Source organism: Sphaerisporangium sp. B11E5 (genome assembly GCF_039871875.1).
In the GTDB taxonomy this organism is placed as follows: Bacteria; Actinomycetota; Actinomycetes; order Streptosporangiales; family Streptosporangiaceae; genus Sphaerisporangium.
In genome coordinates, this window is record NZ_JBDPMD010000071.1 from 1 (window position 1) to 25,491 (window position 25,491).

The 25,491-nt window shown below is 73.9% G+C and carries 23 protein-coding genes; 5 read left to right on the forward strand and 18 right to left on the reverse strand.

Annotated features, from left to right (window positions below; translation table 11 throughout):
• Nucleotides 1–584: 584 nt before the first annotated feature.
• The gene (locus ABGB17_RS36300) at nucleotides 585–1,646 is read right to left on the reverse strand and encodes an acVLRF1 family peptidyl-tRNA hydrolase (RefSeq protein WP_347638432.1); all 1,062 of its coding nucleotides are present in this window, start codon (nucleotides 1,644–1,646) and stop codon (nucleotides 585–587) included.
• A 289-nt stretch (nucleotides 1,647–1,935) separates the two neighbouring features.
• Between ABGB17_RS36300 and ABGB17_RS36305 the strand changes: the two genes are divergently transcribed.
• The gene (locus tag ABGB17_RS36305; RefSeq protein ID WP_347638434.1) at nucleotides 1,936–3,156 is read left to right on the forward strand and encodes an EAL domain-containing protein; all 1,221 of its coding nucleotides are present in this window, start codon (nucleotides 1,936–1,938) and stop codon (nucleotides 3,154–3,156) included.
• Between the two features lie 7 nt (nucleotides 3,157–3,163).
• Here the strand turns inward: ABGB17_RS36305 and ABGB17_RS36310 are convergent, their stop codons facing one another.
• The 7 genes from ABGB17_RS36310 to ABGB17_RS36340 are packed head-to-tail and all read right to left on the reverse strand — an operon-like array spanning nucleotide 3,164 to nucleotide 11,931.
• Nucleotides 3,164–4,219, reverse strand: coding sequence for a 3-oxoacyl-[acyl-carrier-protein] synthase III C-terminal domain-containing protein (locus tag ABGB17_RS36310; protein ID WP_347638436.1), 1,056 nt, complete (start codon nucleotides 4,217–4,219; stop codon nucleotides 3,164–3,166).
• A gap of 46 nt (nucleotides 4,220–4,265) precedes the next feature.
• A complete protein-coding gene (locus tag ABGB17_RS36315) occupies nucleotides 4,266–5,807 on the reverse strand; it encodes a cytochrome P450 (RefSeq protein ID WP_347638438.1) in 1,542 nt (513 codons plus the stop codon).
• Nucleotides 5,804–6,841, reverse strand: a complete 1,038-nt coding sequence (locus tag ABGB17_RS36320) for a hypothetical protein (RefSeq protein WP_347638440.1) — start codon at nucleotides 6,839–6,841, stop codon at nucleotides 5,804–5,806. Before ABGB17_RS36320 ends, ABGB17_RS36315 begins: the two co-directional genes overlap by 4 nt.
• Complete coding sequence (locus tag ABGB17_RS36325; RefSeq protein ID WP_347638442.1) at nucleotides 6,838–9,591, reverse strand: PEP/pyruvate-binding domain-containing protein; 2,754 nt, start codon at nucleotides 9,589–9,591, stop codon at nucleotides 6,838–6,840. The genes ABGB17_RS36320 and ABGB17_RS36325 overlap by 4 nt, the downstream gene beginning before the upstream one ends.
• Nucleotides 9,588–10,325 (reverse strand): nitroreductase family protein, encoded by a 738-nt coding sequence (locus tag ABGB17_RS36330; RefSeq protein WP_347638444.1) that lies wholly within the window; start codon nucleotides 10,323–10,325, stop codon nucleotides 9,588–9,590. Before ABGB17_RS36330 ends, ABGB17_RS36325 begins: the two co-directional genes overlap by 4 nt.
• A gap of 2 nt (nucleotides 10,326–10,327) precedes the next feature.
• Nucleotides 10,328–11,059 (reverse strand): isoprenylcysteine carboxylmethyltransferase family protein, encoded by a 732-nt coding sequence (locus ABGB17_RS36335; protein ID WP_347638446.1) that lies wholly within the window; start codon nucleotides 11,057–11,059, stop codon nucleotides 10,328–10,330.
• Nucleotides 11,056–11,931, reverse strand: coding sequence for an AfsA-related hotdog domain-containing protein (locus ABGB17_RS36340; protein WP_347638448.1), 876 nt, complete (start codon nucleotides 11,929–11,931; stop codon nucleotides 11,056–11,058). Before ABGB17_RS36340 ends, ABGB17_RS36335 begins: the two co-directional genes overlap by 4 nt.
• Before the next feature lie 102 nt (nucleotides 11,932–12,033).
• Here ABGB17_RS36340 and ABGB17_RS36345 point away from each other — a divergent pair, with 102 nt between their 5' ends.
• From ABGB17_RS36345 to ABGB17_RS36355, 3 genes are all read left to right on the forward strand, one after another.
• Nucleotides 12,034–12,225: a hypothetical protein gene (locus ABGB17_RS36345; protein ID WP_347638450.1), complete on the forward strand. Its 192-nt coding sequence runs from the start codon at nucleotides 12,034–12,036 to the stop codon at nucleotides 12,223–12,225.
• Between the two features lie 113 nt (nucleotides 12,226–12,338).
• A complete protein-coding gene (locus tag ABGB17_RS36350; protein WP_347638483.1) occupies nucleotides 12,339–12,746 on the forward strand; it encodes a YciI family protein in 408 nt (135 codons plus the stop codon).
• Nucleotides 12,746–14,053 carry a sigma-70 family RNA polymerase sigma factor gene (locus ABGB17_RS36355; RefSeq protein WP_347638485.1) on the forward strand — a complete coding sequence of 436 codons (1,308 nt, stop codon included), beginning with the start codon at nucleotides 12,746–12,748 and terminating at the stop codon, nucleotides 14,051–14,053. Before ABGB17_RS36350 ends, ABGB17_RS36355 begins: the two co-directional genes overlap by 1 nt.
• Before the next feature lie 40 nt (nucleotides 14,054–14,093).
• Here the strand turns inward: ABGB17_RS36355 and hisG are convergent, their stop codons facing one another.
• The 3 genes from hisG to ABGB17_RS36370 form a co-directional block, all read right to left on the reverse strand.
• Entirely contained in the window at nucleotides 14,094–14,939 is an 846-nt protein-coding gene (gene hisG / locus ABGB17_RS36360) for an ATP phosphoribosyltransferase (protein ID WP_347638452.1), read from the reverse strand.
• Nucleotides 14,940–15,010: 71 nt separating this feature from the next.
• Nucleotides 15,011–15,274, reverse strand: a complete 264-nt coding sequence (locus tag ABGB17_RS36365) for a phosphoribosyl-ATP diphosphatase (protein WP_347638487.1) — start codon at nucleotides 15,272–15,274, stop codon at nucleotides 15,011–15,013.
• A 79-nt stretch (nucleotides 15,275–15,353) separates the two neighbouring features.
• A complete protein-coding gene (locus tag ABGB17_RS36370; RefSeq protein ID WP_347638489.1) occupies nucleotides 15,354–17,777 on the reverse strand; it encodes a glycoside hydrolase family 2 protein in 2,424 nt (807 codons plus the stop codon).
• 316 nt (nucleotides 17,778–18,093) lie between these two features.
• On the opposite strand from ABGB17_RS36370, the gene ABGB17_RS36375 reads away from it, so the two are divergent.
• Nucleotides 18,094–19,113 (forward strand): LacI family DNA-binding transcriptional regulator, encoded by a 1,020-nt coding sequence (locus tag ABGB17_RS36375; RefSeq protein WP_347638454.1) that lies wholly within the window; start codon nucleotides 18,094–18,096, stop codon nucleotides 19,111–19,113.
• A gap of 68 nt (nucleotides 19,114–19,181) precedes the next feature.
• Here ABGB17_RS36375 and ABGB17_RS36380 read toward each other — a convergent pair whose 3' ends face one another.
• From ABGB17_RS36380 to sufD, 7 genes are all read right to left on the reverse strand, one after another.
• On the reverse strand, nucleotides 19,182–20,669 hold the full coding sequence (locus ABGB17_RS36380) for a DEAD/DEAH box helicase (protein WP_347638456.1): 1,488 nt from the start codon (nucleotides 20,667–20,669) through the stop codon (nucleotides 19,182–19,184).
• Nucleotides 20,670–21,145: 476 nt separating this feature from the next.
• Nucleotides 21,146–21,448 (reverse strand): metal-sulfur cluster assembly factor, encoded by a 303-nt coding sequence (locus tag ABGB17_RS36385; protein WP_347638491.1) that lies wholly within the window; start codon nucleotides 21,446–21,448, stop codon nucleotides 21,146–21,148.
• A gap of 127 nt (nucleotides 21,449–21,575) precedes the next feature.
• Complete coding sequence (gene sufU, locus ABGB17_RS36390; RefSeq protein WP_347638458.1) at nucleotides 21,576–22,013, reverse strand: Fe-S cluster assembly sulfur transfer protein SufU; 438 nt, start codon at nucleotides 22,011–22,013, stop codon at nucleotides 21,576–21,578.
• Nucleotides 22,014–22,017: 4 nt separating this feature from the next.
• Nucleotides 22,018–23,289 carry a cysteine desulfurase gene (locus ABGB17_RS36395; RefSeq protein WP_347638460.1) on the reverse strand — a complete coding sequence of 424 codons (1,272 nt, stop codon included), beginning with the start codon at nucleotides 23,287–23,289 and terminating at the stop codon, nucleotides 22,018–22,020.
• Nucleotides 23,286–24,032, reverse strand: coding sequence for a Fe-S cluster assembly ATPase SufC (sufC, locus tag ABGB17_RS36400; RefSeq protein ID WP_347638462.1), 747 nt, complete (start codon nucleotides 24,030–24,032; stop codon nucleotides 23,286–23,288). Before sufC ends, ABGB17_RS36395 begins: the two co-directional genes overlap by 4 nt.
• Nucleotides 24,033–24,371: a non-heme iron oxygenase ferredoxin subunit gene (locus ABGB17_RS36405; protein WP_347638464.1), complete on the reverse strand. Its 339-nt coding sequence runs from the start codon at nucleotides 24,369–24,371 to the stop codon at nucleotides 24,033–24,035. It abuts the gene before it with no gap.
• Nucleotides 24,368–25,489: a Fe-S cluster assembly protein SufD gene (gene sufD / locus ABGB17_RS36410; RefSeq protein ID WP_347638466.1), complete on the reverse strand. Its 1,122-nt coding sequence runs from the start codon at nucleotides 25,487–25,489 to the stop codon at nucleotides 24,368–24,370. Before sufD ends, ABGB17_RS36405 begins: the two co-directional genes overlap by 4 nt.
• Nucleotides 25,490–25,491 lie beyond the last annotated feature (2 nt).

Here is a 25,491-nt window from a genome sequence, read left to right on the forward strand (position 1 = left end):
ACCGCCACCCACCGACCCCAACACCCCAGCCCACCACCGACCCCAACACCCCAGCCCACCACCGACCCCAACACCCCGGCCCACCACCGACCTCAGCACCTCGGCCTACCATCGACCTCAGCACTCAGCACCCGACCCGCCGGTTGCGTCCCCGACCGGCGCCGCGACGGCGGGACGTGGTACGGCGAACCCGGCGCCGTTGTACGGCGCTCGACCAACCGAGACCGTGGGCGGCCGCTCATAGCATGGCCCGCCCTCCAAGCGCCGGGGAGCCTTCCGGCTCGGGCTGTGTTTTCAAGGGCTTCGCCCCGTTCAACCCCGAAACCTCACTTCGGCTGCTGTGGTCATTGCCCACCCGGTAGAGATTCCCCACTCCAGGTCGGCCTGCCCACCCAAACCCCCACGGCCAGTACGACATCTACCACCACCCCACCGGCCACGGCCGGCACGACATCCACCACCGCGCCAGGCGCCTCTCCTCCCAGGGGAGCGGTGGCCCAGGACAGGGCGCGCCTCCCGCCCGCTGGGGTGCTTCCTGACCGCGACGACGCGGCGGGACGTGGTGCGGCGTGTTCGGCGCCGTGTCAGGTCGGGGGGTCCAGGAGGCGGATGCGGACGGCGCGGAAGTGGCGTGGGGTGTCCTGGAGGACGGTGAGTCTGGGGTCGGGGACGTCGAGGAAGGGCTGGGTCTCCAGGGCGAAGAGGGGGGCCAGGCGGCGGTCGGCGCGTAGGGGGGTCATGGTGCGGCGGTCGCCGCCGAGGATCACCGCGTCGAGGGTGGGGGCGTGGGGGACGAGGACGCGGGCGGCGGTGTCGGCGGCGGCCTGGGTCGCCTCGGCGACCTGTTTGTCGCGGCGGCGGGCGAAGCGCTGCTGGGACCAACCGCCGGCCGCGCTGCGGCCGTGCACCTGACGGGAACCCACCTTGGAGACGACCAGGGTGGTGCCCTCGAAAACACCGACCGCGTGGCCGCCCAGGCGGACCAACAGGACGCCGACCCGGCGTGAGGCCACCGCGTGCGCCACCAGGGCCTCCAGGAGAAGGCCGCCGCCGGGATCCGGCGACAGGCCGCCCTCGACGCGCGGCAGCAGATCACCGTCAGGACGCGGCAGCGGACCGCCGTCAGGACGTAGCAGCGGGCCGCCGCCGGTCAGCGAGTCACCCTCGGAAACCGGCAGTGGCCTGCCCTCAGAGCCGGGCAGTGGGGCGCCCTCAAAGCGTGGCGGCGGGTCATCGTCAGGACGGGGCGGCGGGCCGCCGCCGGTCAGCGAGTCGCCTTCGGGGAGCGGCGGCCGGACGGCCTCACGGCGGGGCGGAGGATCAACACCCGGACGCGGATCAACACCCGGACGCGGATCAACACCCGGACGCGGATCAACACCCGGACGTGGTGGCAGGCCGCCGTCGGTGGGTGGGGTGTCCTTGGGATCTGACGGCAGGGGGCGGGCGTCGAGACGGGGAAGTGGAGGGAAGGGGACGTGGCACTCCGCCACGGTGCCGTCCTGGGCGTGGACGTGGATGACGTCGCCGTCTATGGATACCTTCGCCGGGCCGTGGCGGTGGGTGAAGCCGGCGAGCCAGGTCTCCAGGCGTTCGGCGGGGACCGGGATCCAGCGTCCTCCTCCGGCGGCGGGTCGTGACGTCATGCCGCCGAACGATACCTGTCCTGGGGAGGCGTCACTGAGGACGGATCTTGATTACAAACGGTTACAAACCTTGCCATGGGCCGTAAAACAAGGATGTCGGTCCAACAGTATGAAAAATGTGGGTGAACTCCGGCCACAGCGGTATCAATCGGGCAGGAAACCGCAGGACAATCCCCATGTGACGGTCCCACTTCCTCTCCCGGGGTCCACCCTTCCGGGAACCGCTGCCACCTTCGGTGCGCAGCCGGCACCTCACGCAGGGCGATCGTACGGCGCGGGGGACGGCCCGGTGACCTTCCTGCCGATCGTCGATCTCGACTCGGGCGGGGTCATCGCCATCGAGGCGTCCACCGCCCCGCAGCCCGACGAGCCGGACAGCCGTGGCCCGGGGTACGTCGATCCGGCGCGCGGCTACGTCGACCAGGGGTCCCCGTACGGGCACTACGGCGAGCCGGTGCGCAGCGACCACACGCCACGTCACGGCGCCCCTGGGCGGCTCGGCGAGGAGAGCGACATCTCCGCCACCGTCGCCGCCGCGCACGCGGCCTCCCGGGAGGAGGCGCTGCTTCCTCTGGTGCTGTCGGTGCCGTCGCGAGCGGTGATCGAGGGCTCGGCGGCCATGGCGCCGCTGCACGAGGCGATGCGGGCCACCAAACGCCGGCCACGCGAGGTGATCCTGGTGGTCGCGGGCGACTTCGCGGCCGAGGACCGGCGTGCCCTGCTGGTCGGGATCGACGGGCTGCGCACCGTGGGTTACCTGGTGGCCCTCGGCGGGCTCGGCGCCTCGCACCTGCCGCTGGACCTGATCGCCGACGCCGCGCCGTACGCCGCCGTCCTGTCGCCCGGCCTGGTGGACCGCATCCCGGCCGACCCGCGCCGCAGTTCGGTCGGCGAGGCGATCGCCCGCATGGCGACCGGCATGGGGGTGCACGTCCTCGCGCCGGGTGTGCGCGACGAGACCCAGCTCGCCGCGCTGCGCCGCTGGGGGATCCGGCTGGCGCAGGGCCCGCTGCTCGCCCCGCTCGACTGGCGCCCCTCGCACGGCAGGGTGCGCGTCCCCCTCCCGGTCCCGGCGGAGGAGCAGGAGCCGAGCACCGTGGACCTCGGCCCCCGGGTGCAGGAGTTCCTCATGCCCGCCGTGACGCTCGACGTCGGGGCCACGGCGGAGAACGTCGTGGACGCCCTCGGCACCGAGCCGTCCATCACCAGCGTCATCCTGGTGGACGAGTACCAGCGCCCCCGGGGCAGCGTGGACCGCAGCCGCTTCCTGCTGTCCATCGCCGGGCCGTACGGCCACGCCCTGCACGCCAAGAAGCCCGCCCAGCGGCTCGCCGACCCGCCGCGCGTGGTGCCGAAGACCACGCCGGCCATCGCCGCCATGCAGCTCGCCGGCAGGGACGCCGCCCGGGTGTACGACGACCTGGTGGTGGTGGACGAGGTGGGCCGCTGCATGGGCATCGTGCACGTCGGCGACCTGATCCGCCACGCCGCGGGCGGCGCCTCCCGCTGAGCCGGCGCTAAGCCGCTTCCAGCCACGCGGGGGGTTCGACGATCTCGGCGACGGCGCAGGCGAGGGTCGCGGCGCCGTTGCTGAGCATCAGCACGTGGTCGCCCGGTCCGGCCGCGCCGGTCGTGACCAGATGGTCCAGCGCCACCACCGGGTCGCAGGTGCCGAGATGGCCGAGGCGGCGGCCGAAGTCGAGCATTCCGCGGGCGGGATCGATGCCGAGGGGGCCGAGCACGCTCTCCACGTAGGGCCGCGCGCCGGTGAACACGTGCGCGACCCGGGTGACCCGGGACGCGGGCACCTCGGCCTCGGCCAGGGTGCGGCGGGCGAGTTCGGTCCTGGCCCGGGACAGGGCCTCCTTGGCCGCGTCGAACGCCGCGGGTTCGCGCCGCCGGTAGTCGGCGAACCGGGCCCCCACGTCGGGGGGCCGGCCGAGGGCGGGCTCGGGCGGGAACAGCGGGATCCCGCTGCGGAACAGCTCCTCCAGCCAGGGCACCGTCATCGACCCGGCGGCGCGCAGCCGGGCGAAACCCCCGCGCCGCGACAGCAGCACGGCCGCCCCGGCGTCCCCGCTGATGGACGCCCGGTTGGTGCCCGCCCCGGCGGCGTAGCGCCAGCGGTCGAACATCGGCGGCCCGAAGTTGTCGGCCCCGGTGACCAGCGCCGCGGTCCGGTCGCGCGCCGACAAAAAGCACGCGGCGAACTCCATGCCGCCGAGCATCCCGCTGCACTGCTGCCTGATCTCCATGGAGGGCACCGTGCCGCCGACCACCCGGCGCTGCACGTACGTGTGCGGCGGCCACCCCTCGGGCCCGTGCGGCAGGATGCAGGCGTACATGACCACCGCGACGTCCGCGCTCCGGTGTCCCGACCGCGCCAGCGCCGTCTGTGCCGCCTCGGCGGCCATCTCGGGGGCGGGCCGCTCCCCCGCGACCGCGACCCCCGTCCACCCGCTGTCCGCCGCCTCCGCCGCCCCGGGCACCCCGCGCCTGGCCGCCTCCCGGGTGTCGAGCACGCGGGGCAGGCAGACGCCCACCCCGGCGATGTACATGCCGTCCAGCCTCACGGCCGCACCCCCCGAGGATGGGCGCCGGGGACGTCGCGGACCCCGGTCACCGCGCCACCCCGCCGGGCACGGACCGCGACAGGACCGTTCTCCCCGGCGACGCCGCACGAGGAGTGTGCCCCTCGGGGGCGACGGCACGGGGAACGCTCCCTTCAGCGGCGACGGCACGGGAACCGTCCCTCTCGGCGGCGACGGCACGGCAACCGTCCCCCTCGGCGACGGCCGCACGGAAACCGCTCCCTTCGGCGGCCGCCGCACGGGAACCGTCCCCATCGGCGACAGCCGCACGGGAACCGTCCCCCGGAGGTGGGGGTGTGACGTGGACCGGCACGGTGCGTGGGCCGCGGATGAACATGCCGCGGCGCCATTCCAGGCCTTCCGGTGGGACGGCGAGGGTCAGGCCGGGCAGGCCGAGGAGGGCCGTCAGGCCGACGCGCAGTTCGGTCCTGGCCAGGTCGGCGCCCAGGCAGAAGTGGCGGCCGTGGCCGAAGGCCAGGTGGGGGTTGGGGCTGCGGGCGGGGGTGAAGACGCCGGGGGCCTCGAACACCGCGGGGTCGCGGTTGGCGGCGTCGGTCAGGGGGACGACCACCTGGCCGGCTCGGACCAGGGTGCCGCCCAGACGGACGTCCTCGGTGGCGACGTGCGGGGCGCCGCCGGTGGCGACGAGGGAGCTCCAGCGGAGCATCTCCTCCACGGCGGGGGCGACCGCGCCGGGGACGGCCCGCAGTTCGTCCGCCCAGGCCGGGTCGGCGAAGACCATCAGGGCGCACATGGCGAGCTGGTTGGCGGTCGTCTCGTACCCGGCCATCAGCAGGCCCGCGCCGAGCACGGAGATCTCGCGCGGGGTGAGCCGCTCCGGCTCCGGGGCGGCCAGCAGCTCGGTGAGCAGGTCCGATCCCGGTTCGCCGCGGTCGAGCGCGGCCCGCCGGGCGGCCACCAGGTCGTCGAAGTACCGGCCGGCCTCCTCGTGGGCCGCCGCCACCTCCCGCGGGGCGAACGCGGTGGTGGACATCATGCGGTCCACCAGCGGGCGCAGCCGGTCCCGGTCGCCCGGGGGGATCCCGATGATCCTGGCGATGGCGCGGAACGCGAACGGCACGGTGAACGCCTCCACCAGATCGGCGGGCCCCGGCGCCGCCGCCATCGCGTCCAGCAGTTCCCCGGCGAGGGCCCGCAGCCACGGCGCCTGCTGCCGGGCCCGCCGCGCGGTGAAGGCGCGCAGCACCGCGCGCCGCCTGCGGGTGTGCACGGGAGGATCGCTGGTGGCGAGCGCCAGCGACTCCGGGGTGCGCGCGAACATCGGCCGGCCCGGGTAACGGGCCCTGCTGAACCGGTCGTCCGAGAGCACGGCCCTGACCTCGGCGTACCGGCTCACCACCAGCGCCTCGGCCCCGCCGGGAAGCCGCACGGCGCACGGCCCCGGCCGGGCGAGCAGTCCGTCGTACTCCTCCGGCGCCCGGACCCCGGGACGTTCCTGGAACGGGAAGGGCGGCGGCACGGCGCGGGGTGCGGCGGGCCGCCGGTTCGCCCCGGTGTGCGGCACGCCCGGGGGCCGGCCGGGGACGGGGTCGGTGGGCAGGGCGGTCACGTGAGGTCCTTTCCGAGCACGCCGGCGGCCAGGTAGGCGAGGAAGGTGGTCAGCAGGAACAGCGCGGCGGGGAGCAGGGGCCAGCGGGAGGCGCGGGCGCGCCAGAAGCGGTGCGCGCCGAAGGCGACGAACACCAGGGGCGGCAGGGCCAGCCACCCCCAGGGGGCGGCACCGGGGGCGTCCTGCCAGGGGCGGGTCAGCGTCAGCGACAGGACCACCGAGATCACGGCGCCGGCCACGGCGAACACGGCGGTGCGGTCCGCGCCGTACGCGACCGCGTAGCCCCGCTCGCCGGGGCGCGTGACCCGGGTGACCTTGCGTGCGTACTCCAGGTGCAGGAAGGCCGCGGTGACGGTGAACAGGGCCGGCACGGCGTGGAGGCTCGGCGCCAGGCCCTCCTTCTGGAGCATCCCGGCGTACAGATACAGGTTGAGCAGGATCTGCACCGGCGCGCTGACCAGGGTGGCGAGCCCGAGTTTCTCCTCGGGCGGCCAGCCCCACCGGCGGTCGGCGAGCAGCATCAGCAGGGCGTACCCGAGCTGCGCGGCCAGCACGGCGAGCACGACGCCCCGCGCGGCGTTGAGCGCCAGGACCGCGGCGGTGCCCGCGGCGATGAGCAGGCCGAGGTCGCGCACCCGCACCGCGCCGGCCGGCAGCGGGCGCCCCGGGTTGTGCACGCGGTCGTAGTCCAGGTCGCGGATGTCGTCCACGGCCCGCATGAGCAGCAACGTGATGCCGAACGTCGCGGCCGTGACCAGCGCCGCGCCGTCCGGCCGCCAGGCCGCCACCCGCGGGTCGGCCAGCGCGAACAGCGCGCTCACCCCCAGCGCCCAGGTGACCGCGTAGGTCAGGTAGAACGCGGGCGGGTAACTGCCGAGCACGTACCGCCAGAGCCGCGCCGCCGTCCCGGCCCGCTCCCCGGGGGACGCGGCCCCCGCGGCGCCGGCCGGCGGCGTGGTCACGGCCGTCCCGGCCGGCGGCGTGGTCACGGCCCCACCGCCCGGCTTCACCCCGGCGTCGTCCTGGACGGTCATGACGCCACCTCCGGCACGCGGTCCGTCCCGGCCGCGGCACCGGCGGGCGGGGAGTCGTCCGTGACGTCCTCAAGAAGACGCACGGTTCCGGCGGCGCCGTCGAGTTCCACCCAGGCGCCGTCGGGGATGAGGGTGGTGGCGCCGGGGACGGCGACCACGGTGGGGACGCCGAGGAGGCGGCCCGTGATGGCGGTGTGGGACAGCAGGGTCCCGCGTTCCACCACCAGGCCCTTGGCGGCGGTCATCAGGAAGAGCCAGCCGGGGTCTGTCTCGCGGGCGACCAGGATGCGGTCCTGGCAGGACTCGGGGGGGACGGACGGATGCTCCACCACTTTGGCCCGGGCCCGCACCACGCCCTCGCTGGAGGCCAGGCCGCGGAGCAGGCGCGCGCCGGCCGGCGTCTCCTCGGAGGCGAGCGGCCGGGGCACGGCCAGGGGGACACCGGCGTCGGTCACCATGCGGGCCGCCGGGGGCGGGAGGGTGGCGTGGTGCTCGCGCGCGGCGCGGCGGTGGGCGGCCAGGGGGCGCAGGGCCGTGCCGGGCAGGGTGCCCTCGAAGGCGCCGAGCACCTCGGCGACGGTGAGGTCGACGACGTCGGCCGGGTCGTCCAGGTGCCCGGCGGCGGTGAGCTCGGCGCCGAGGCGGAACAGGACGCGCCGGGAGACGCCGTAGAGCTGGCTGCGGCAGAACCGCATGTCCTCGCGGGCGGTGACGAAGCCGCGCAGCACGGCGGCCAGCGCCAGCAGCACGGCGCGGCGCACCGGGCTCGGGCAGCGCAGGCGCAGCTCCCGCTCGGCGTCACGGCGGACGCGCCGCTCCTCCGCGCGGCTGGCGGCCACGGTGCGGCCCTGGTTCACCAGGGGGCGCAGCAGGTCGAGCACCATCCAGGGCCGCTGCCGTGGGGTGGGCTCCTCCAGCTTCAGGTCGCCGGTGGCGCGGTCCCCGTACCTGCGCAGGTACGCCAGGGCCGCCTCGGCGGGCGCGGCGCCGTACCCCCCGGCGGCCAGCCGCTCCCAGACCTCGCGGGCCGCCTCGGGCTCCCGCGCGCCGAGCACGTCCACGCGCAGCCGCTCGTCGGCGCCGGCCAGCTCGGCCAGCGCGATCGCGGACCGCACCGCGGCCAGTGACCGGTTGTCCGGGCCGCCGGACAGCAGCCCGAGCATCAAGGAGTGGCCGTCCTGCCCGGCCCAGCGCCGCAGCAGCGTGTCGAGCGTCTGGACGGCCACGATGCCGAGGATGCTGTTGGTGAGGGTCACCCCCCACCGGGCCGCGACCGCCGCCCACAGCCGCCGGTAGTACACGACCAGTTCCTCGGGGCCGAGCTCGTCCACCCGCTCGTTGGCGGCGACCGTGTCCCACCACCGCAGGAAGCCGCGGACCTCGGCCGGGTGGGCGATCATCCGCCGGATCACCCCCGGGGCGGCCCGCAGCGCCCGCAGCCGCCACCCCGGCCGCGGCGACGCGGCGCGCGGGGTGGCGGCGAGGCCCATGCCGTGCTCCCACCAGCCCTGGATGAACTCGAAGACCGGCATCTGGCCGTGCAGGGCGTACCAGGCGTCCATCCGGTAGAAGATCCGGCCGTCGAGCGTGCCGACCATCCGGGCCAGGTGGTGGGCGTTGCGGCGCAGTGTGCGCTCGGGCACGCCCATCCGCCGGTACAGGTCGGCGAAGATCCACCGGTAGAAGTCTCGGGCCAGCGAGTACGTCAGCGCCCCGGAAACCCCCGGGTAGCTCTCGGTGATGTTGTGGTTGCTCCACTCCACCGGCCGGGAGGGGGACGCGGGGGGGCGGGGCGGCACCATGGGGCGGGACTGCACGACGTGCAGGGCGCCGTCGGGGGTGAAGGTGCCCTCGATGTCCTGCGGGCCGCCGAAGTGGCGCTCGATCCCCTCGGCGGCGTCGGCGATCCGGGCGATGTCGCGGGGCCCGAGCACCGGGGCGACGGCCAGCTCCGCGGGCACGTCCAGCAGCGCGGGCTCGCCGTCCCCGCCGGGGGCGGGCGGGCCGACCATGCGCCGCTTGCGGACCGTCTCGGCGTGCGTCGCGCCGGTGCGGGTGTCGACGAAGAAGTGGTCCACGTCGGCCTTCTCCTGCACCACGCCCTCGCCGATGCCGTGCGCGGCCGCGATGACCAGCCGCTCGGCGCCGTCGCGCGGGTCGCGGGTGAACGCGACGAACGAGCGGGCGCCGAGCGCCATGGCCTGCACCCCGACCGCGACGCGGGTGGCGGCGGGGTCGCCGCCGCGGGTCAGGCGGTACAGCACGGCCTCCGGTTTGTACGCCGACGCCCAGCAGGCGGCGATCCGGGTGAGCAGGTCACCGCGCGGCACGTACAGGAAGCTGTCGCTCATCCCGGCGAACGGGTCGCCGGCGTCGTCCTCCCCCACCCCGCCCGGGCCCGGCACCACGCAGGCCCGCACCGCGGCCAGGCCGCCGGGGCCGATCACCTCGTCGAACGCGGCGAGGGCGGCCTCGGCCAGCCCGGCGGGGACCGGCAGCCCGGCGGTCCGCGCGGCGGCGTCCTCGCCCCAGGCGCGGATCGCGGCGTGGTCCCCGGCGGGCGGGAGCGGCGGCAGCCCGGCGCGTACCTCCTCGACGGCGTGGTCGAAGGCGGCGGCGGGCAGGCAGTACAGCGGCGGCACCGGGAACCCGGCCGCCCGCATGGACGCGAGGCGGGCGAACTTGTTGCCCACCTCGGCGGCGTCCAGCGGACCGGCGTCAAGAACCGGCGCCGCGGTCGGCGGCGTCATGCGCGTCCCTCCTCAGGGATCTCGTGGTGAACCTCGGGACCGCCCCGCCAGCCGTCGACGTGCAGGACGTCCTGCAGCGGACGGCGGGGCGCCGGGCGGAACGTGGTGCGGGTGCCGTGGGCGGTGGGCAGCAAGGGGCCCTGGTGGACGGTCGGGGGGAGGCCGAGCAGCCCCGCGACCTCCTTCTCGCGGTCCAGGTGCACGGTGGTCCACGCGGTGACCAGGCCGTACGTGCGGGCCGCCAGCGCGTAGCTCCAGGCGGCCGGCAGCACGGAGGACCACATGCTCGCCTGGTTGCCGGACGGCAGCTCGGTGACGTCCAGCTCCAGGCAGGGGATCACCAGCACCGGCACCCGATGGAGCTTGCCTGCCAGCTCACGGGCGTCCTCCACCATGCGCGCGGCCCGGTCGCCGGGCGCCGGGGGGCGCGGCGGGGGCGGCCCGTTGCGGTCGAGGAAGGCCCGCCGGTACACCGCGGCCACCGCGGCGCGCACGCCGGGGTCGGTGAGCACGAGCCAGCGCCAGGGCTGCCGGTTGGCTCCGTTGGGCGCCTGCAGGGCGGTGGTCAGGCACCGCTTGACCACGTCCAGGTCCACGTCCCTGGTCAGGTCCATGGCGCGGCGCACCGAGCGGGTGGTGGTCAGCAACTCGTCGCAGGTGAGGCCGGGGCGCGCCCCGGCGGGGTCCGGCCGCGCGGGGGCACGGCCGGACGCACCGGTGTGGACCGTGGTCATGGTCACCAGAGCCCAGGGACGAGGCGGGGCCGCCCGGCGGCGTACGCCCGGTAGGCGGGTACGGCCATCAGCTCGCGCTCCTCCACGCGGATGCGCCAGCCGATCACCGCGGCCAGGGCGGCCAGCAGTGCCGCACTGGCGGGGTTGAGGAAGAAGAGCACCAGACCGGCGTGGCCGAGCAGCATGCCCGCGTACGCGGGGTGGCGGACCGAGCGATAGGGGCCGGTCCGGACGATCAGGTGGTCGTCGCGGCGGATCACGAGGTGGGAGTAGAACCGCCCGAGCTCCCGCATCGCGACCACCCGCAGCAGCACGCCGGAGATGAACAGCAGCACCGGGACGGCGAGCCACGGGGACGGGGCCCACGGCGGCGGCACGAGGATCGCCGCGCTCATGGTCGCCACACGGGTCAGCGCGTACGTCACCAGGGTCGCCACCTCCCGGGGCGGCGCGGACGGGCGGCGGAACGTGACCGGCGTCTCCAGCAGCAGCCACCCCAGGTTGGCGGCGACGAACGCCGCCGCGAACACCCCCATCGGCCCGCCGTCCCCCAGCCGTGCCGCGAACCCGGCCACGGTGACCGCGACAGCCACCCAGAACAGCACCGGAGCGATGTGAGCGGCCCGCCGCCGGGCCGCGGCGGACAGGACGCTCCCGCGGGACGCCGTGACGGCACCGGGCCCCGCGGCCGGCGACGCGGGACGGCCGGGTGACCGGCCGGTGGGGGCGCTCACGCGGCCCGCCGGGTCGCGCGGAACCGGGCGTAGCCGGCGGGGGTCATGCATTTGGTCGCGTAGGCCAGCGTGCCCACCCGGGTGTCGCCGGACAGGACGGCGATGTCGAAGGCGGCGCGGTCGCCGCGGGGCGGGGTGGTCTCCCAGCGCAGGGCGAGCGGGGCCGGGTGGCGGGTGAGGGCGGGAAGGTCGGCGGTGAGGGTGAGCCACAACATCGCGGTGTCGCGGGGGCGGCCATGGGTCAGGTGCATGGCGGCGGTGATCAACTGGCGTCCCGACTCGACGATCTCCTCCGCGGCGCGGGTCCCGGCGCCGTGACGCAGCAGGAAGTGCCCGGCAGGCGGGGAGAGCAGCCGTGCCTCGTACCGCTCCGGTGTGACCACCAGGTCGCCCAGCACGACGTTCCACGCGTCGGCCCGGTGCACCAGGTCCCGCGTGACGGGCCTGACCGGGACGGGCCCGCCCCGTCCCCCCGGACCGGGGTCACCGTGCGCCGCCGGGGTCAGCTCGACCGTGCCCTCGCACACCGTGGCGTCGTCCTGCACCGCCTGAACCGCGAAGGCGCCGCGGGGGCCGCCCCGCACCGGATCGGCGCGCAACGAGATCCGGCCCTCCAGCTCGCACATCCGCAGGAAACGCAAGCGCAACCGCGTGGCATGGCCGCCGGACGTGACGCCCGCGCGCGCTCTGGCCAGGTCGAGCAGGCCGGTGACCAGCAACATACCCGGCACGTGGTCCAAAGGGTGGTCGAAGAAGAAAGGATGGTCCTGATCGACCCGCAGGACGGCGCCGTCCGGCTCCGCGGGGGTGATGACGCTCAGCCAGTCGGACGCCGGAGCGGCCGCCGGGGCACGCAGAGGTGAATGTGACATCAAGGTTCCCGCCCTTTACAGAATCGAGTCTCGGCTCGGCGGCGGCAGATGTGCCGCGCCGGTCGTCCGGAACCGGGAACGCGCAGATGTCAGGTGCCGCGCGTGACTGCCCCCGACCGGTCCCCCGACCGGCCCTTGGGCTTCATCATCACCGTCAGAACCACGGGTCCCATCTCGCAGAGTGCGCAGTTCGGCACCACCGGGTTCACCGGCCGCCCCCCGGCGGCCGCGAACCGCCCCGTCACCACGAGGTCCACGGCGGCCGCCGTCCAGGCCGGAGCGCGGCGGCGATAGATTCTCCTGGGATCGGACGGCGGTGGATGTCCGGGACGGGCCGGCCGCGCCGACGTCTCCGGTGAGAGGCACCGGGAAGAGGTGCCCGCCGAGAGGAGATACCCGTGAAGTACATGATCTTGACCTACGGCTCCCAGCAGGACTACGACGGCATGGCGGGACAGGACACCGGCACGCCCGCCTGGTCCGCGGAGGACTTCGCGGCGATGGGCGCGTTCATGGAGCGGCTCAACAAGGAGCTGGAGGAGTCCGGCGAGCTCGTCGAGACACGCGCGCTGGCCGCGCCGGTCCATACCCGCAGGCTCGCGTCGCGCGACGGCGTCCCGGTGGTGACGGACGGGCCGTACGCCGAGACCGAGGAGGTCCTGGCCGGCTACTGGATCGTGGAGTGCGAGAGCTTCGACCGGGCCACCGAGATCGCCGCCCGGCTCGCCGGCTGCCCGGGTCCCGAGCACGTCACCGCCAACGCCTACGCCGACGTACGGCCGATCGCCGAGACCCTCGCGGACCTGGAGCTCTGATCGCTCCCGGGCCGGGCACCGAGACCGAGGATCTGCTGCGCTCCCTGGCGCCGCAGATCCTCGGCGCCCTGGTGCGCCGTTACGGGCACTTCCCCCTCGCCGAGGACGCCGTCCAGGAGGCGCTTCTCGCCGCCGCCACCCAGTGGCCGCGGGACGGCGTCCCCGACGGCCCGCGGGCCTGGCTGGTCACCGTCGCCTCACGCCGGCTGACCGACCTGCTGCGCGCCGAGCAGGCGCGGCGGCGGCGTGAGGACGCCGTCGCCGCCCTGACCCCGCCGGACCGATGGCTGGCCCCGGCCGCCGACAGGGCGGTGCCGGAGTCCGACGACACGCTCATCCTGCTGTTCATGTGCTGCCACCCCTCGCTGTCCCCGGCCTCGCAGATCGCGCTCACCCTGCGTGCGGCCGGTGGCCTGACCACCGCGGAGATCGCGCGCGCGTTCCTCGTGCCGGAGGGCACCATGACCCGGCGCATCAGCCGGGCCAAGCAGCGCGTCAAGGAGAGCGGCATCCCCTTCGCCCTGCCCCCGGGCCCGGAACGCGCCGCGCGGCTCGGCGCGGTCCTGCACGTGCTCTACCTGATCTTCAACGAGGGCTACGCCAGCACGTCGGGGCCGCGTTTCCAGCGCACGGAGCTGTCCGCCGAGGCGATCCGGCTGACCCGGGTGATGCACCGGCTGCTGCCCGGCGACTCCGAGGTGACCGGCCTGCTCGCCCTCATGCTGCTCAACGAGGCCCGCCGCCCGGCGCGCACCGGGCCGAGCGGCGAGCTGGTGCCGATGGCCGAACAGGATCGCACCCTCTGGGACGCCGCCTCCGTCACCGAAGGCGTGGCACTGGTCACCGAGGCGCTCCGGAACGGGCCGGTCGGCCCGTACCAGCTCCAGGCGGCGATCTCGGCCCTCCACGACGAGGCACCCAGCGCCGAGGCGACCGACTGGCCCCAGATCACGGCGCTGTACGCCGTGCTGACGCGCATGACCGACAACCCCGTGGTGACGCTGAACCACGCCGTCGCCGCGGCGATGGCGCACGGCCCGCGCGCGGGCCTCGCCCTGCTCGGCGAGCTGGAGGCCGACGCACGGATCGCGGAGGACCACCGTCTCCACGCGGTCCGCGCCCACCTGCTGGAGATGACCGGCGACCACACCGCGGCCCGCCGCTCCTACCAGGCCGCCGCCCGCCGCACCACCAGCCTCCCGCGTCAGCGCTACCTGAACGCCAGGGCCGCCCGCCTGCCGGATCCGTGCGCTCCGGCGGACGGCCCCGGTCCTGGCCTGGACGCGGGCACGCCGGACACGCGGTGACCGCCGTCCGGGCCCGGCGGTCACATTCGCCGGACGGGGCCTACAGGCGGCAGGCGAAGATGGCGGTGGCGAGGACGGCCTTGGCGCCGATCTCCCAGAGGCGGTCCATGACCTGCTGGTGGCCCTTGCGGGGGACCATGGCGCGGACGGCGACCCAGCCTTCGCGGTGCAGCGGGGAGACGGTGGGGCCCTCCATGCCGGGGGTGATCGAGATGGCCTCGTCGATGCGCTCGGCCCGGATGTCGTACTCGATCATCACGTAGTCGCGGGCCACCTGCACGCCCTGGAGCCGGCGGACGAGCTGCCGTACGCCGCTGGTCTCCTCGGCGCCGGCGCGCCGGATCAGCGCGGCCTGGGAGTGGGCGATCGGCTCGCCGAAGACCTCCAGGCCGACGTTGCGCAGCGTGGTGCCGGTCTCGACGACGTCGGCCACCGCGTCGGCGACGCCGAGGCGGATCGCGGTCTCCACCGCGCCGTCCAGCTTGATCACCCGGGCCTCCACCCCCATCTCGGCGAGGTGCTTGCCGAGCAGGCCGGCGTAGGAGGTCGCGATCCGCGTGCCCTCGAGATCCTTGACCGACGTGTACTCGCCGGGGAGAGCGGCGAAGCGGAAGGTGGAGACGCCGAACCCGAGGCGCATGACCTCTTCGGCGGGGGCGCCGGAGTCGTACAGCATGTCCAGGCCCGTGATGCCGGCGTCCAGGGTGCCCTCGCCGACGTACACGGCGATGTCACGGGGACGCAGGAAGAACAGCTCGCAGGAGTTCTCCGGGTCGACGACCACGAGCTCCTTGGTGTCCTTGCGTGAACGGTAGCCGGCTTCGTTGAGCATGGTCTGGGCGGCCTCGGTGAGGGCGCCCTTGTTCGGTACGGCGAGTCGCAGCATGGTGAAGCACCTTTTGATCGGATGGACGGCGGGGCGTGACGAGGCGTGCCGGGCCGGGAACCGGACCGGCACTACAGATGCTTGTAAACCTCGTCGAGCCCGATGCCGCGAGCGATCATCAGGACCTGCACGTGGTAGAGAAGCTGGGAGATCTCCTCGGCCGCCCGGTCGGTGGACTCGTGCTCGGCCGCCATCCAGCTCTCGGCGGCCTCCTCCACGACCTTCTTGCCGATGGCATGGACCCCGGCGTCCAGGGCGGCCACGGTGCCCGACCCGGCGGGTCGGGTGCGTGCCTTCTCGGACAGCTCGGCGAACAGCTCATCGAAGGTCTTCATGATCTCTCTCACGTCGGTGTCCCTGCCCCGCCAAGAGTAGTCGGCCCCGGCCGGAACACGCGCTAACCACCCCGGTACGTCACCCGCGGGCCTCGTTGACGCACCTCAGCACCGGGTGGGAGGTCAGCGCGGCCGGGTCGAGCGGGGCCGGCGAGGTGACGTGGAAGGTGGCGGTGGCGCCGGGCGGCAGCGTGACCAGCATGTCGTCCACCTCGGCGCGGGGGTCGAGGCGGTCGGGGAACAGCGCGAGGTCGCGCACCAGCGTGCGCGCGGTCACCGTGACGCGGGTGCCGCCGGGCACCGGCTCGGTGGCGACGTCCATCTGGGCCTCGGGGAAGGCGACCTCGGTGTCCTCGGCGAAGAACCGCACCGCGGACAGGCCGCCGAGGGCGGCGGTCACGAGCTCCTTGGCGGGGTCGCCCGCCGCCGCCAGCGCCGCGGGCAGCGGCACCGGCACGGCGCCGCGCGCGGGGACGGCGACGGGGAAGGTCTCCTCGGCCAGGGGCTCGCCGCTCAGCGCGAGCCGGGCCACGGCCAGCTCCCCCGCCCACTCCGAGCCGCCGTCGTTGACCAGGACCACCGCGTCGCCCTGGAAGGTGATCAGCCGGTCGGCGTAGGCGCGGCGGACGGCGTACCACAGGGGCTTGCGGCGGCCGTCGCCGTCCACGGCGGACCAGGAGATCACCGGCCAGCAGTCGTTGAGCTGCCACAGGACGGTGCCCATGCAGCGCGGGGCCTGCGCGCGGAAGCGCTCCAGCGCGAAGGTGAGGGCCCGGGCCTGGTTGAGCTGGGTCAGGTAGTGCCAGTCGTCCATGCCGGACGGCCGGGGCAGGTGGTCGCCGAGGCCGCGCAGCAACTTCTCCATGCCGTCCAGGGCCTTCTGGTGGTGCGCGACGCCGGGGGAACCGGGGGTCAGCGGCTCGTCGCGCACCGCGCGCCGCAGGGTGGCGTACGCGGGCGGCCCCTGGAAGCCGAACTCGGCGGCGAACCTCGGGTGGTAGGCGCCGTAGCGCAGGTAGTCCTCGCGGTTCCACACGTCCCAGATGTGCACGGTGCCGCGCGCGGGGTCGTTGGGCGGCAGGTCCGGGGCGCCGGAGTAGGGGCTGCCCGGCCAGTACGGGCGGGTGGGGTCGAGCTCGGCGACCACGCGCGGCAGCAGGTCGAAGTAGAAGCCGGCGCCCCAGGTGCGGCCGCCGAGCTTCTCCCGCCAGCCCCAGTCGTGGTAGCCCTCGATGTTCTCGTTGTTGCCGTTCCAGAGCACCAGGCTCGGGTGGGGCATGAGCCGCACGACGTTGTCGCGCGCCTCGGCCTCGACCTCGGAGGCGAACGGCTCCTCCTCGGGGTAGGCGGCGCAGGCGAAGGGGAAGTCCTGCCAGACCATCAGGCCGAGCCTGTCGCACAGGTCGTAGAAGTCGTCGCTCTCGTACAGCCCGCCGCCCCACACCCGCACCAGGTTCATGTTGGCGCCGCACGCCTGGCCGAGGCGCTCTTCGAGGCGCTCCCGGGTGACGCGGGCGGGGAAGCAGTCGTCGGGGATCCAGTTGGCGCCGCGGACGAACACCGGCACGTCGTTCACGACGATCGTGAACGCGCCGTCCGTCAGATCCAGCCGCACCGAGCGGAACCCGACGGTCCCGGTCCACTCGTCGTGCCCGGGCAGGGCCTCGCCGGCTCCCTGCCCGGTGCCCTCGGGGGCCACGCGGACGGTCAGGGGGTACAGGGGCTGGTCGCCGTGTCCACGGGGCCACCACATGTCGGGCTCGGGCACGGCGAGCACCAGGACGGCCTCGTGCTCGCCCGGCGCGAGGCGGGCCTCGGCGCGCACCCCGGCCACCTCGGCGGTCACCACCAGCGGGGCGTCGGTGGCCCGCTCCACCGCGGCGCGGACCTCGACCCGCCCGCCGGGGCCCTCCATGGTCACCAGGGGACGCACGGACGCCAGCCGGGCGCCGCTCCAGGCGTGCAGGCCGACGGGGCGCCAGATGCCGGAGGTGACCAGCGTGGGGCCCCAGTCCCAGCCGAAGTTGCAGGCCATCTTGCGGATGAACTGGTACGGCTCGTCGTAGGCGCCCGGCCGGTCGCCCACCTCGGCCCTGCGCCGCTCGGCGTAGTCGTAGGGCGAGCCGAACACCACCCGCAGGGTGTTCTCGCCCTCGCGCAGCAGCTCACGCACCGGGAAGCGGTAGGAGCGGTGCATGTTGGCGGTGGCCGCCACCTCGGTGCCGTTGAGCAGCACGGCCGCCACGGTGTCCAGGCCGTCGCAGACGAGGTCGGCCCGCTCGGCGCCGTCGTCCGCCCAGGTGAAGGTGGTCTCGTACGCCCAGGTGGCGCGGCCGATCCAGGTGAGCCTGTTCTCGTTGTCGTCCAGGTAGGGGTCGTCGATGAGACCGGCCGCGAGCAGATCGGTGTGCACGCAGCCGGGGACGGTGGCCGGCACGCCGGCGATGTCCACGTCGTCCGAAACGGCGGTGAGAATCCAGCCGTCGTGCAGCGGACGGTACATGCTCAAGGGGTTCTCCTTCGGGGTCGGCCTTTCGGCCGGACGGCCCGGATTCCGCGGTCGCGGATTTCCGAGGAGCGGGCTTCGGCATCACGACTGAACCGGATAAGTACCGTGAAAGTACGACCGGTATGTCGGGAATGTCAACGACCGTATGACGTCGGCGCCCTGCGTCAGGCTATTCGCTGCCCCGGTTCAGCTACACGGGCGGGTGCCGGTACACGACCCGGCCCTGCGAGGCGTTTCGCGGGCCGGCGAGCATAGTAAAGTACTGGCCGTCGGGGGCTGGGTCTGTACGTGTTCACTTGAGGGGGGCTCAGTGAAGCGACCGACGATCGCCGACATCGCCCGGCAGGCGGGCGTCTCCAAAGGTGCCGTCTCCTACGCGCTGAACGGCCAGCCGGGGGTGTCCGCCTCGACCCGGGCACGCATCGTCGCCATCGCCGAGGAGATCGGCTGGCGTCCCAACAGCGCCGCGCGTGCGCTCAACGGCGCGCGGGCCGACACCGTGGGCCTGGCGCTGTCCCGGCCCGCGCGGTTCCTCGGCGTGGAGCCGTTCTTCATGGAGCTGATCAGCGGCATCGAGAGCGAGCTCTCCGCCCGGTCCTACGCCCTGATGCTCCAGGTGGTGCCGGACCACGACGAGGAGATGGCGGTGTACCACCGGTGGTGGGGCGAGGGGCGCATCGACGGCGCCATCCTCGTCGACCTCCACTTCGCCGACCCGCGCGTCCCGGTGATGGAGACGCTCGGCATGCCGGTCGTGGTGCTCGGCCACCCGGCCGAGGCGGGATCCCTGCTGCCGGTGTGGTCGGACGACGGCCTCGCGATCCGTGAGGCCGTGGCCTACCTGACCGCGCTCGGCCACCGGCGCGTCGCCCGGGTCGGCGGTCTCCCCCGCCTGGCCCACACCCTGCTCCGCGACCGCGCCTTCGGCGCCGTGTGCGCCGAGCTGGGCCTCAGCGACCCCATCACCGTCCACACCGACTACACCGGCGAGGAGGGCGCCCGCGCCACCCGCCGCCTGCTGAGCATGTCCCCGCGCCCCACCGCCCTGATCTACGACAACGACATCATGGCCGTGGCGGGCATGTCCGTGGCGCAGGAGATGCGCCTGGACGTCCCCGCCGACCTCTCCATCGTCGCCTGGGACGACTCCCCGCTGTCCCAGGTGGTCCGGCCCCCGCTGACCGCCCTCAGCCGCGACATCGCCGCCTACGGCGCCCAGGCCGCCCGCCGCCTCCTCGCCCTGATCGGCGGCGAGGAGGTCACCCCCTACGAGGACAAACCCTCCCGCCTGACACCCCGCGCCAGCACCGCCCCGCCCCCCGCCCCCTGACCCGGGGCAGGCCGATCGTACGGCGAAGGCCCGGCCGGTTTCCCGGCCGGGCCTTCAGCGGTCGTGGATCAGTGGGACGGGCGCGAGCCGCCGGAGCGGTCGCGGTACGGGCGCGAGGTGCGGGCGGGGCGGCCCTCACGCGGAGCGTGGCCGTCGCGGGACGGGTGGCCGTCGCGTGCGGGGCGCTCGCCGGACGAGGCCTCGCGAGGACGGTCGGAGTAGCGGCGCGGGCGGCGGCCACCGGGGCCGGTGCCGCGGCGCGGGCGCTCGGTGGCCTGGGGCGCCGAGGGCTCCCACACGGGGACCGCGACACCGCTCGGGGTCTGGGCACCGGCCAGCTCGGCCAGGCTCGGGTGGCCGGGGGTGGCCTTGATGCGGCTCGGGCGGACGCCGGCGCGGCGGGTCATGGACTCGGCGGAGCGGCGCTCGTCGGGCAGCACCAGGGTCATCACGGTGCCGCGCTCGCCCGCGCGGGCGGTGCGGCCGCCGCGGTGCAGGTAGCTCTTGTGATCCATGGGCGGGTCCACGTGCAGCACCAGGCTGACGTCGTCCACGTGGATGCCGCGGGCGGCGACGTCCGTGCAGACCAGCACGCCGATGGTGCCCTCACGGAACTCGGCGAGGATGCGGGAACGCTGGTTCTGCCGCTTGCCGCCGTGCAGTCCGCCGGCCCGCACGCCCACCCGGGCGAGCTGCTTGACCAGGCGGTCCACGCCGTGCTGGGTGCGGACGAACATGATGGTGCGGCCGTCGCGCCCGGCGATCTCGGCGGTGACCGCGAACTTGTCGTCCCGGGTGACCTGGAGCATGTGGTGCTCCATGGTGTCCACCGGGGACGTGGCCGGGGCCAGGGAGTGCGTCACCGGGGCGTTCATGAAGCGCCGGACGAGCTTGTCGACGTCGCCGTCCAGGGTGGCGGAGAACAGCAGCCGCTGGCCGTCCGCGGGGGTGTGGTCGAGCAGGGCGCTCACCACGGGGAAGAAGCCGAGGTCGCACATGTGGTCGGCCTCGTCGAGCACGGTGACCCGCACGTCGGCGAGCGAGCACTCACCCTGCTGGATGAGGTCGGTGAGACGGCCCGGGGTGGCCACGACGATCTCGACGCCGCGCCGCAGCGCCTCGATCTGGCGGCCCATGGACATGCCGCCGACGACGGTCTTCACCCGCAGGCTCAGACCCCGCCCGAGCGGCTCGAGGGCGTCGGCGACCTGCATGGCGAGCTCGCGGGTCGGCACGAGGATCACGGCGAGAGGGCGGCGCGGGGCGGCCTTCACACCCGCGACGCGGGCCATGGCGGGGAGGCCGAACGCGAGGGTCTTGCCCGAGCCCGTCTGACCGCGGCCGAGCACGTCCCTGCCGGAGAGGATGTCGGGGATGGTGGCCCGCTGGATGGGGAACGGGCTGGTGATGCCCTGCCGCGCGAGCGCGGTCACCAGGGGCTTCGGCAGCCCCAGCAGGGCGAACTCCGGCGGGCCCTCGGGCGCGGCCGGCACCGCCTCGTCACGCTGAGCGCCGGTGGGCGCGTCGGCGGGCATGGCGGCAGTGAAGCTGGTCACGTTGTGTCGTGCCTTTCGATAGAAGAGATCATGGCACGTCACTTCTCGGAAAGGACGAGCCGGGGCGCGCGGGGTTCACCGCGCTGGAGGAAGGCGCCTGGACGGCGCCGGGCGGGCCGTGATCGCCGGGAACCCCCCGGACGTCGCCCGCTATGAGCGTTCTTGAGTCTACCTGACTCCTGGACCCTCGCGATCAACGGGGGTACCGTCCGCACTTCCAGGGGTGCCGGCCTCCCCCGCCTCCGGGAGGCCGCCGGCACCTCTACGCCTTCCCTGGCCGGTGGGTGCGGCGAGCGTAAGGGGACGGGTGCCTCTCACCCACGGCGCGGAGGCCGGCCCGGCGCCGTGAAAGGCGCCGGCTTCGCCGTACCACGTCCCGCCGTCGCGGCGCTGAAGCGCACGCGCGGGGTGAGAAACGGGGCTCGCGAGGCGGGAAGGCCCGCAGGACGCCCGTGAGGCCGGTGGAGCGGCGTGGGTCAGACGTTGAAGCCCAGCATGCGGAGCTGGTCGCGGCCGTCGTCAGTGATCTTGTCCGGGCCCCACGGGGGCAGCCAGACCCAGTTGATCTTGACGTCGGAGACCATGCCGTCCAGGGCGGAGTGTGCCTGCTCCTCGATGACGTCGGTCAGGGGGCAGGCGGCGCTGGTCAGCGTCATGTCGAGGGTGGCCACCGGCGGGGCGCCGGGGTCGCCGGGGTCGAGGTTGACGCCGTAGACGAGGCCGAGGTCGACCACGTTGACACCGAGCTCGGGGTCGACGACGTCCTTGAGCGCCTCCATCACGTCGTCGCGGCTCGTCTCGCCGTCGAACCCGGTGGGGGTCTCCACAGGCTTGCTCACGCCGCCTCCTTCTCCTCGGTCTTCGCCGACACACCGCTCACAGTACAGCCGAGATCCCGGAGCCGGCTCACGCGGAGCTCCGCACCAGGGCGTCCTTGTAGGCCATCCAGGCCAGCAGGGCGCACTTGACCCGCGCGGGGTACTTGGCCACCCCGGCGAACGCCACGGCGTCGCCCAGCACGTCCTCGTCCGGCTCCACCTGCCCACGGCCCTGCATGAGGCGGGTGAACTCGTCCACGATCGCGAGGGTCTCCTGGACGTCGGCGCCGGTGGCCAGCTCGTGCAGCACCGACGCGGCGGCCTGGCTGATCGAGCAGCCCTGGCCGTCGTAGGACACGTCCTCGACCTTGCCGCCGTCGCCCAGTTTCACCCGCATGGTCACCTCGTCCCCGCAGGTCGGGTTGACGTGGTGGACCTCGGCGTCGTACGGCTCCCGCAGGCCGCGGCCCAGCGGATGCTTGTAATGCTCCAGGATCAGCTCCTGGTACAGCGACTCGGCGATCATGTCGTTATCCGAACACCTTCTGGACGTCGTGGAGGCCGCGGACCAGAGCGTCGATCTCCTCCGTGGTGTTGTACAGGTAGATAGACGCCCGCGTGGTCGCGGGTATTCCGAACCGCAGATGCAACGGCCGGGCGCAGTGGTGCCCGACGCGCACGGCGATGCCGAACCGGTCGTCCAGGATCTGCCCCACATCGTGCGGGTGCACACCGGGGATGGTGAACGACAGGGTGCCGCCGCGGTCCTCCGCGGTCCTGGGCCCGATCATACGCAGCCCGGGGAACTCCTGGAGCGCTTCCAGGCCGTACACCGTCAGGTCGTGCTCGTGCCGCTGGATGTTCTCCATGCCGATGGACGTCAGGTAGTCGACGGCGGCGCCGAGGCCGACGGCCTCGACGATCGGCGGGGTGCCGGCCTCGAACTTGTGCGGCACCGGGGCGTAGGTCGAGTGGTCCATCCAGACCGCCTCGATCATCTCGCCGCCGCCGAGGAACGGCGGCATGGCCTCCAGCAGCTCCCGCCGCCCCCACAGCACGCCGATGCCGGAAGGACCGACCATCTTGTGGCCGGTGAACGCCACGAAGTCCACGCCGAGCGCCGCCACGTCGATCTTGCGGTGCGGCACCGACTGGGAGGCGTCCAGCATCATCAGGGCGCCCACCTGGCGGACCCGGGCCAGCACGTCGGCGACCGGGTTGACGGTGCCGAGCACGTTGGACTGGTGCACGATCGACACGATCTTGGTGCGCTCGGTGATCAGGTCGTCGATCCCCGACAGGTCCAGCCGGCCCTCGTCGGTGACCGGGAACCACCGCAGCGTCGCGCCGGTGCGCTGCGCGAGCATCTGCCACGGCACGATGTTGGAGTGGTGCTCCATCTCGGAGATGACGATCTCGTCGCCGGGCCCCATGCGGAACCGCGCGTCGGCCCCGATGGGGTTGCCGAAGGCGTACGCGACCAGGTTGAGCGCCTCGGAGGCGTTCTTGGTGAACACCACCTCGTCACGGGACGGCGCGCCGATGAAAGCCGCCACCTTGTCCCGCGCCCCCTCGTACGCCTCGGTGGACTCGCTGCCGAGGACGTGCAGGGCGCGGCCGACGTTGCCGTAGTGCTGCGCGAGGTGGTCGCGCATCGCCTCGATCACCTGGAAGGGCTTCTGCGAGGAGTTCCCCGAGTCCAGGTAGATCAACGGCCGGCCGCCGGGCAGCTCGCGGGAGAGGATCGGGAAGTCGGTCCTGATCCTCTCCACGTCGAGCACGCTCGTCGTCAGGGTCGTCATATCGCGGCCTTGGTGAAACGCTCGTAGCCCTCGGACTCGAGCTTGTCGGCGAGCTCGGGGCCGCCCTCCTCGACGATGCGGCCGCCCGCGAACACGTGCACGAACTGCGGCTTCACGTACCGCAGGATGCGGGTGTAGTGGGTGATCAGCAGCACGCCGGTCTCGCCGGCCGCGTTGAAGCGGTTGATGCCCTCGGACACCACGCGCAGCGCGTCGACGTCCAGGCCGGAGTCGGTCTCGTCCAGGATCGCGATCTTGGGCTTGAGCAGCTCGAGCTGGAGGATCTCGTGGCGCTTCTTCTCACCGCCGGAGAAGCCCTCGTTGAGGTTGCGCTGGGCGAAGGCGCCGTCGATGGCCAGCGCGTCCATGCCCTGCTTGAGCTCCTTGGTGAACACCCGCAGCTTCGGCGCCTCGCCCCGCACGGCCGTCACGGCGCTGCGCAGGAAGTTCGACACCGAGACGCCGGGCACCTCCACGGGGTACTGCATGGCGAGGAACAGACCGGCCCTGGCCCGCTCGTCCACCGACATCGCCAGCACGTCCTCGCCGTCGAGCAGGACGGCGCCGGAGGTGATGGTGTACTTCGGGTGGCCGGCGATGGCGTAGGCGAGCGTGGACTTGCCCGAGCCGTTCGGCCCCATGATGGCGTGGGTCTCGCCCGACCGGACGGTCAGGTCGACGCCGCGCAGGATCTCCTTGTCCTCGACGGCGACGTGCAGGTCACGAATTTCCAAGCTGGACACTTAGGGCTCCCCATTTTCGGCATTGTCGTCGCTGTCGAACGAGACGAGCACGTCGTCGCCGTCGAGCTTGACTCGGTAGACGGGCACCGGCCGCACCGCGGGGGGGCCGGTCGGCTTGCCGGTGCGCACGTCGAAGCACGAGCCGTGCAGCCAGCACTCCAGCGTGTCGTCGTACACCTCGCCCTCGCTCAGCCGTACCTCGGCGTGCGAGCAGACGTCGTGCAGGGCGAACACCTCATCGTGCTTGCGCACCAGCGCGACCGGCCTCCCCTCCAGCTCGACGCCGGTCACGCCGCCGTCCGGGATGTCGGAGAGAGAACAGACTTTCTGAAATGTCATCGTGCGAGCTCCGCCTCCACCGCGGCGAGCACACGGTCGCGGATCTCCTCGACCTCGATCTTGTTGATGAGCTGGGCGAAGAAGCCCCGGATGACCAGGCGGCGCGCCTCGTCGTAGGGGATGCCCCGCGCCTGCAGGTAGAACGTGTGCTCGTCATCGAGGCGTCCCGAGGCCGAGGCGTGGCCGGCCCCGGCGACCTCGCCGGTGAGGATCTCAAGGTTGGGCACCGAGTCGGCGCGGGCGCCGTCGGTGAGGATGAGGTTGCGGTTCAGTTCGTACGTGTCGGTGCCGGTGGCCTCGACGCGGATCATGACGTCGCCGATCCACACGGCGTGCGCCTCGTCGCCCTGCAGCGCGCCGCGGTAGTCGACGTTGCTGCGGCAGTCGGGCACGCTGTGGTCGACCAGCAGACGGTGCTCGATGTGCTGGCCGGCGTCCACGAAGTACAGCCCGCTGAGATCGGCGTCGCCGCCGCGGCCGGTGTAGGACACCGAGGGCGCCAGGCGCACGACGTCGCCGCCGAGGGTGACGACGAAGCTCTTGAACGTGGCGTCCCTGCCGAGGGAGGCGTGGTGGTGGGAGACGTGCACCGCGTCGTCGGCCCAGTCCTGCAGGCTGACAACCTTCAGCGTCGCCCCGTCGCCGACGACGAACTCGACGTTGTCGGCGTACACCGCGCTGCCCTGGTGGTCCAGCACGACGACGGCCTCGGCCATCGGCTCCACCGAGATGACGAGGTGGCCGTACGCCGTGCCCTGGCGGTCGCCCCGCAGGGTGACCACGGTGGGGGCGGACGTCACGGCCTCCTGCGGCACCGTGATCACGGTGGCCTTCTCGAAGGAGGAGAACGCCTGGGCGCTCACGCGGTCCGTGGGGACGTACGCCCGGCCCACCCGGGGGTCGTCACGGCCGACGGTCTCGACCCTGACCTCCGGCGCCGGGGACACCTCGACCGCGACGTTGCCCGTGACGGACGCGGTGCCGTCGTGCAGGCCGCGCAGCCGCGACAGCGGGGTGAACCGCCAGATCTCCTCGCGCCCGGTCGGCACCGGGAAGTCGTCCAGCGAGTAGGACGACGCCCCGAGCACGGCGGACAGCGGCTTGGTGTCGAGACCCATGG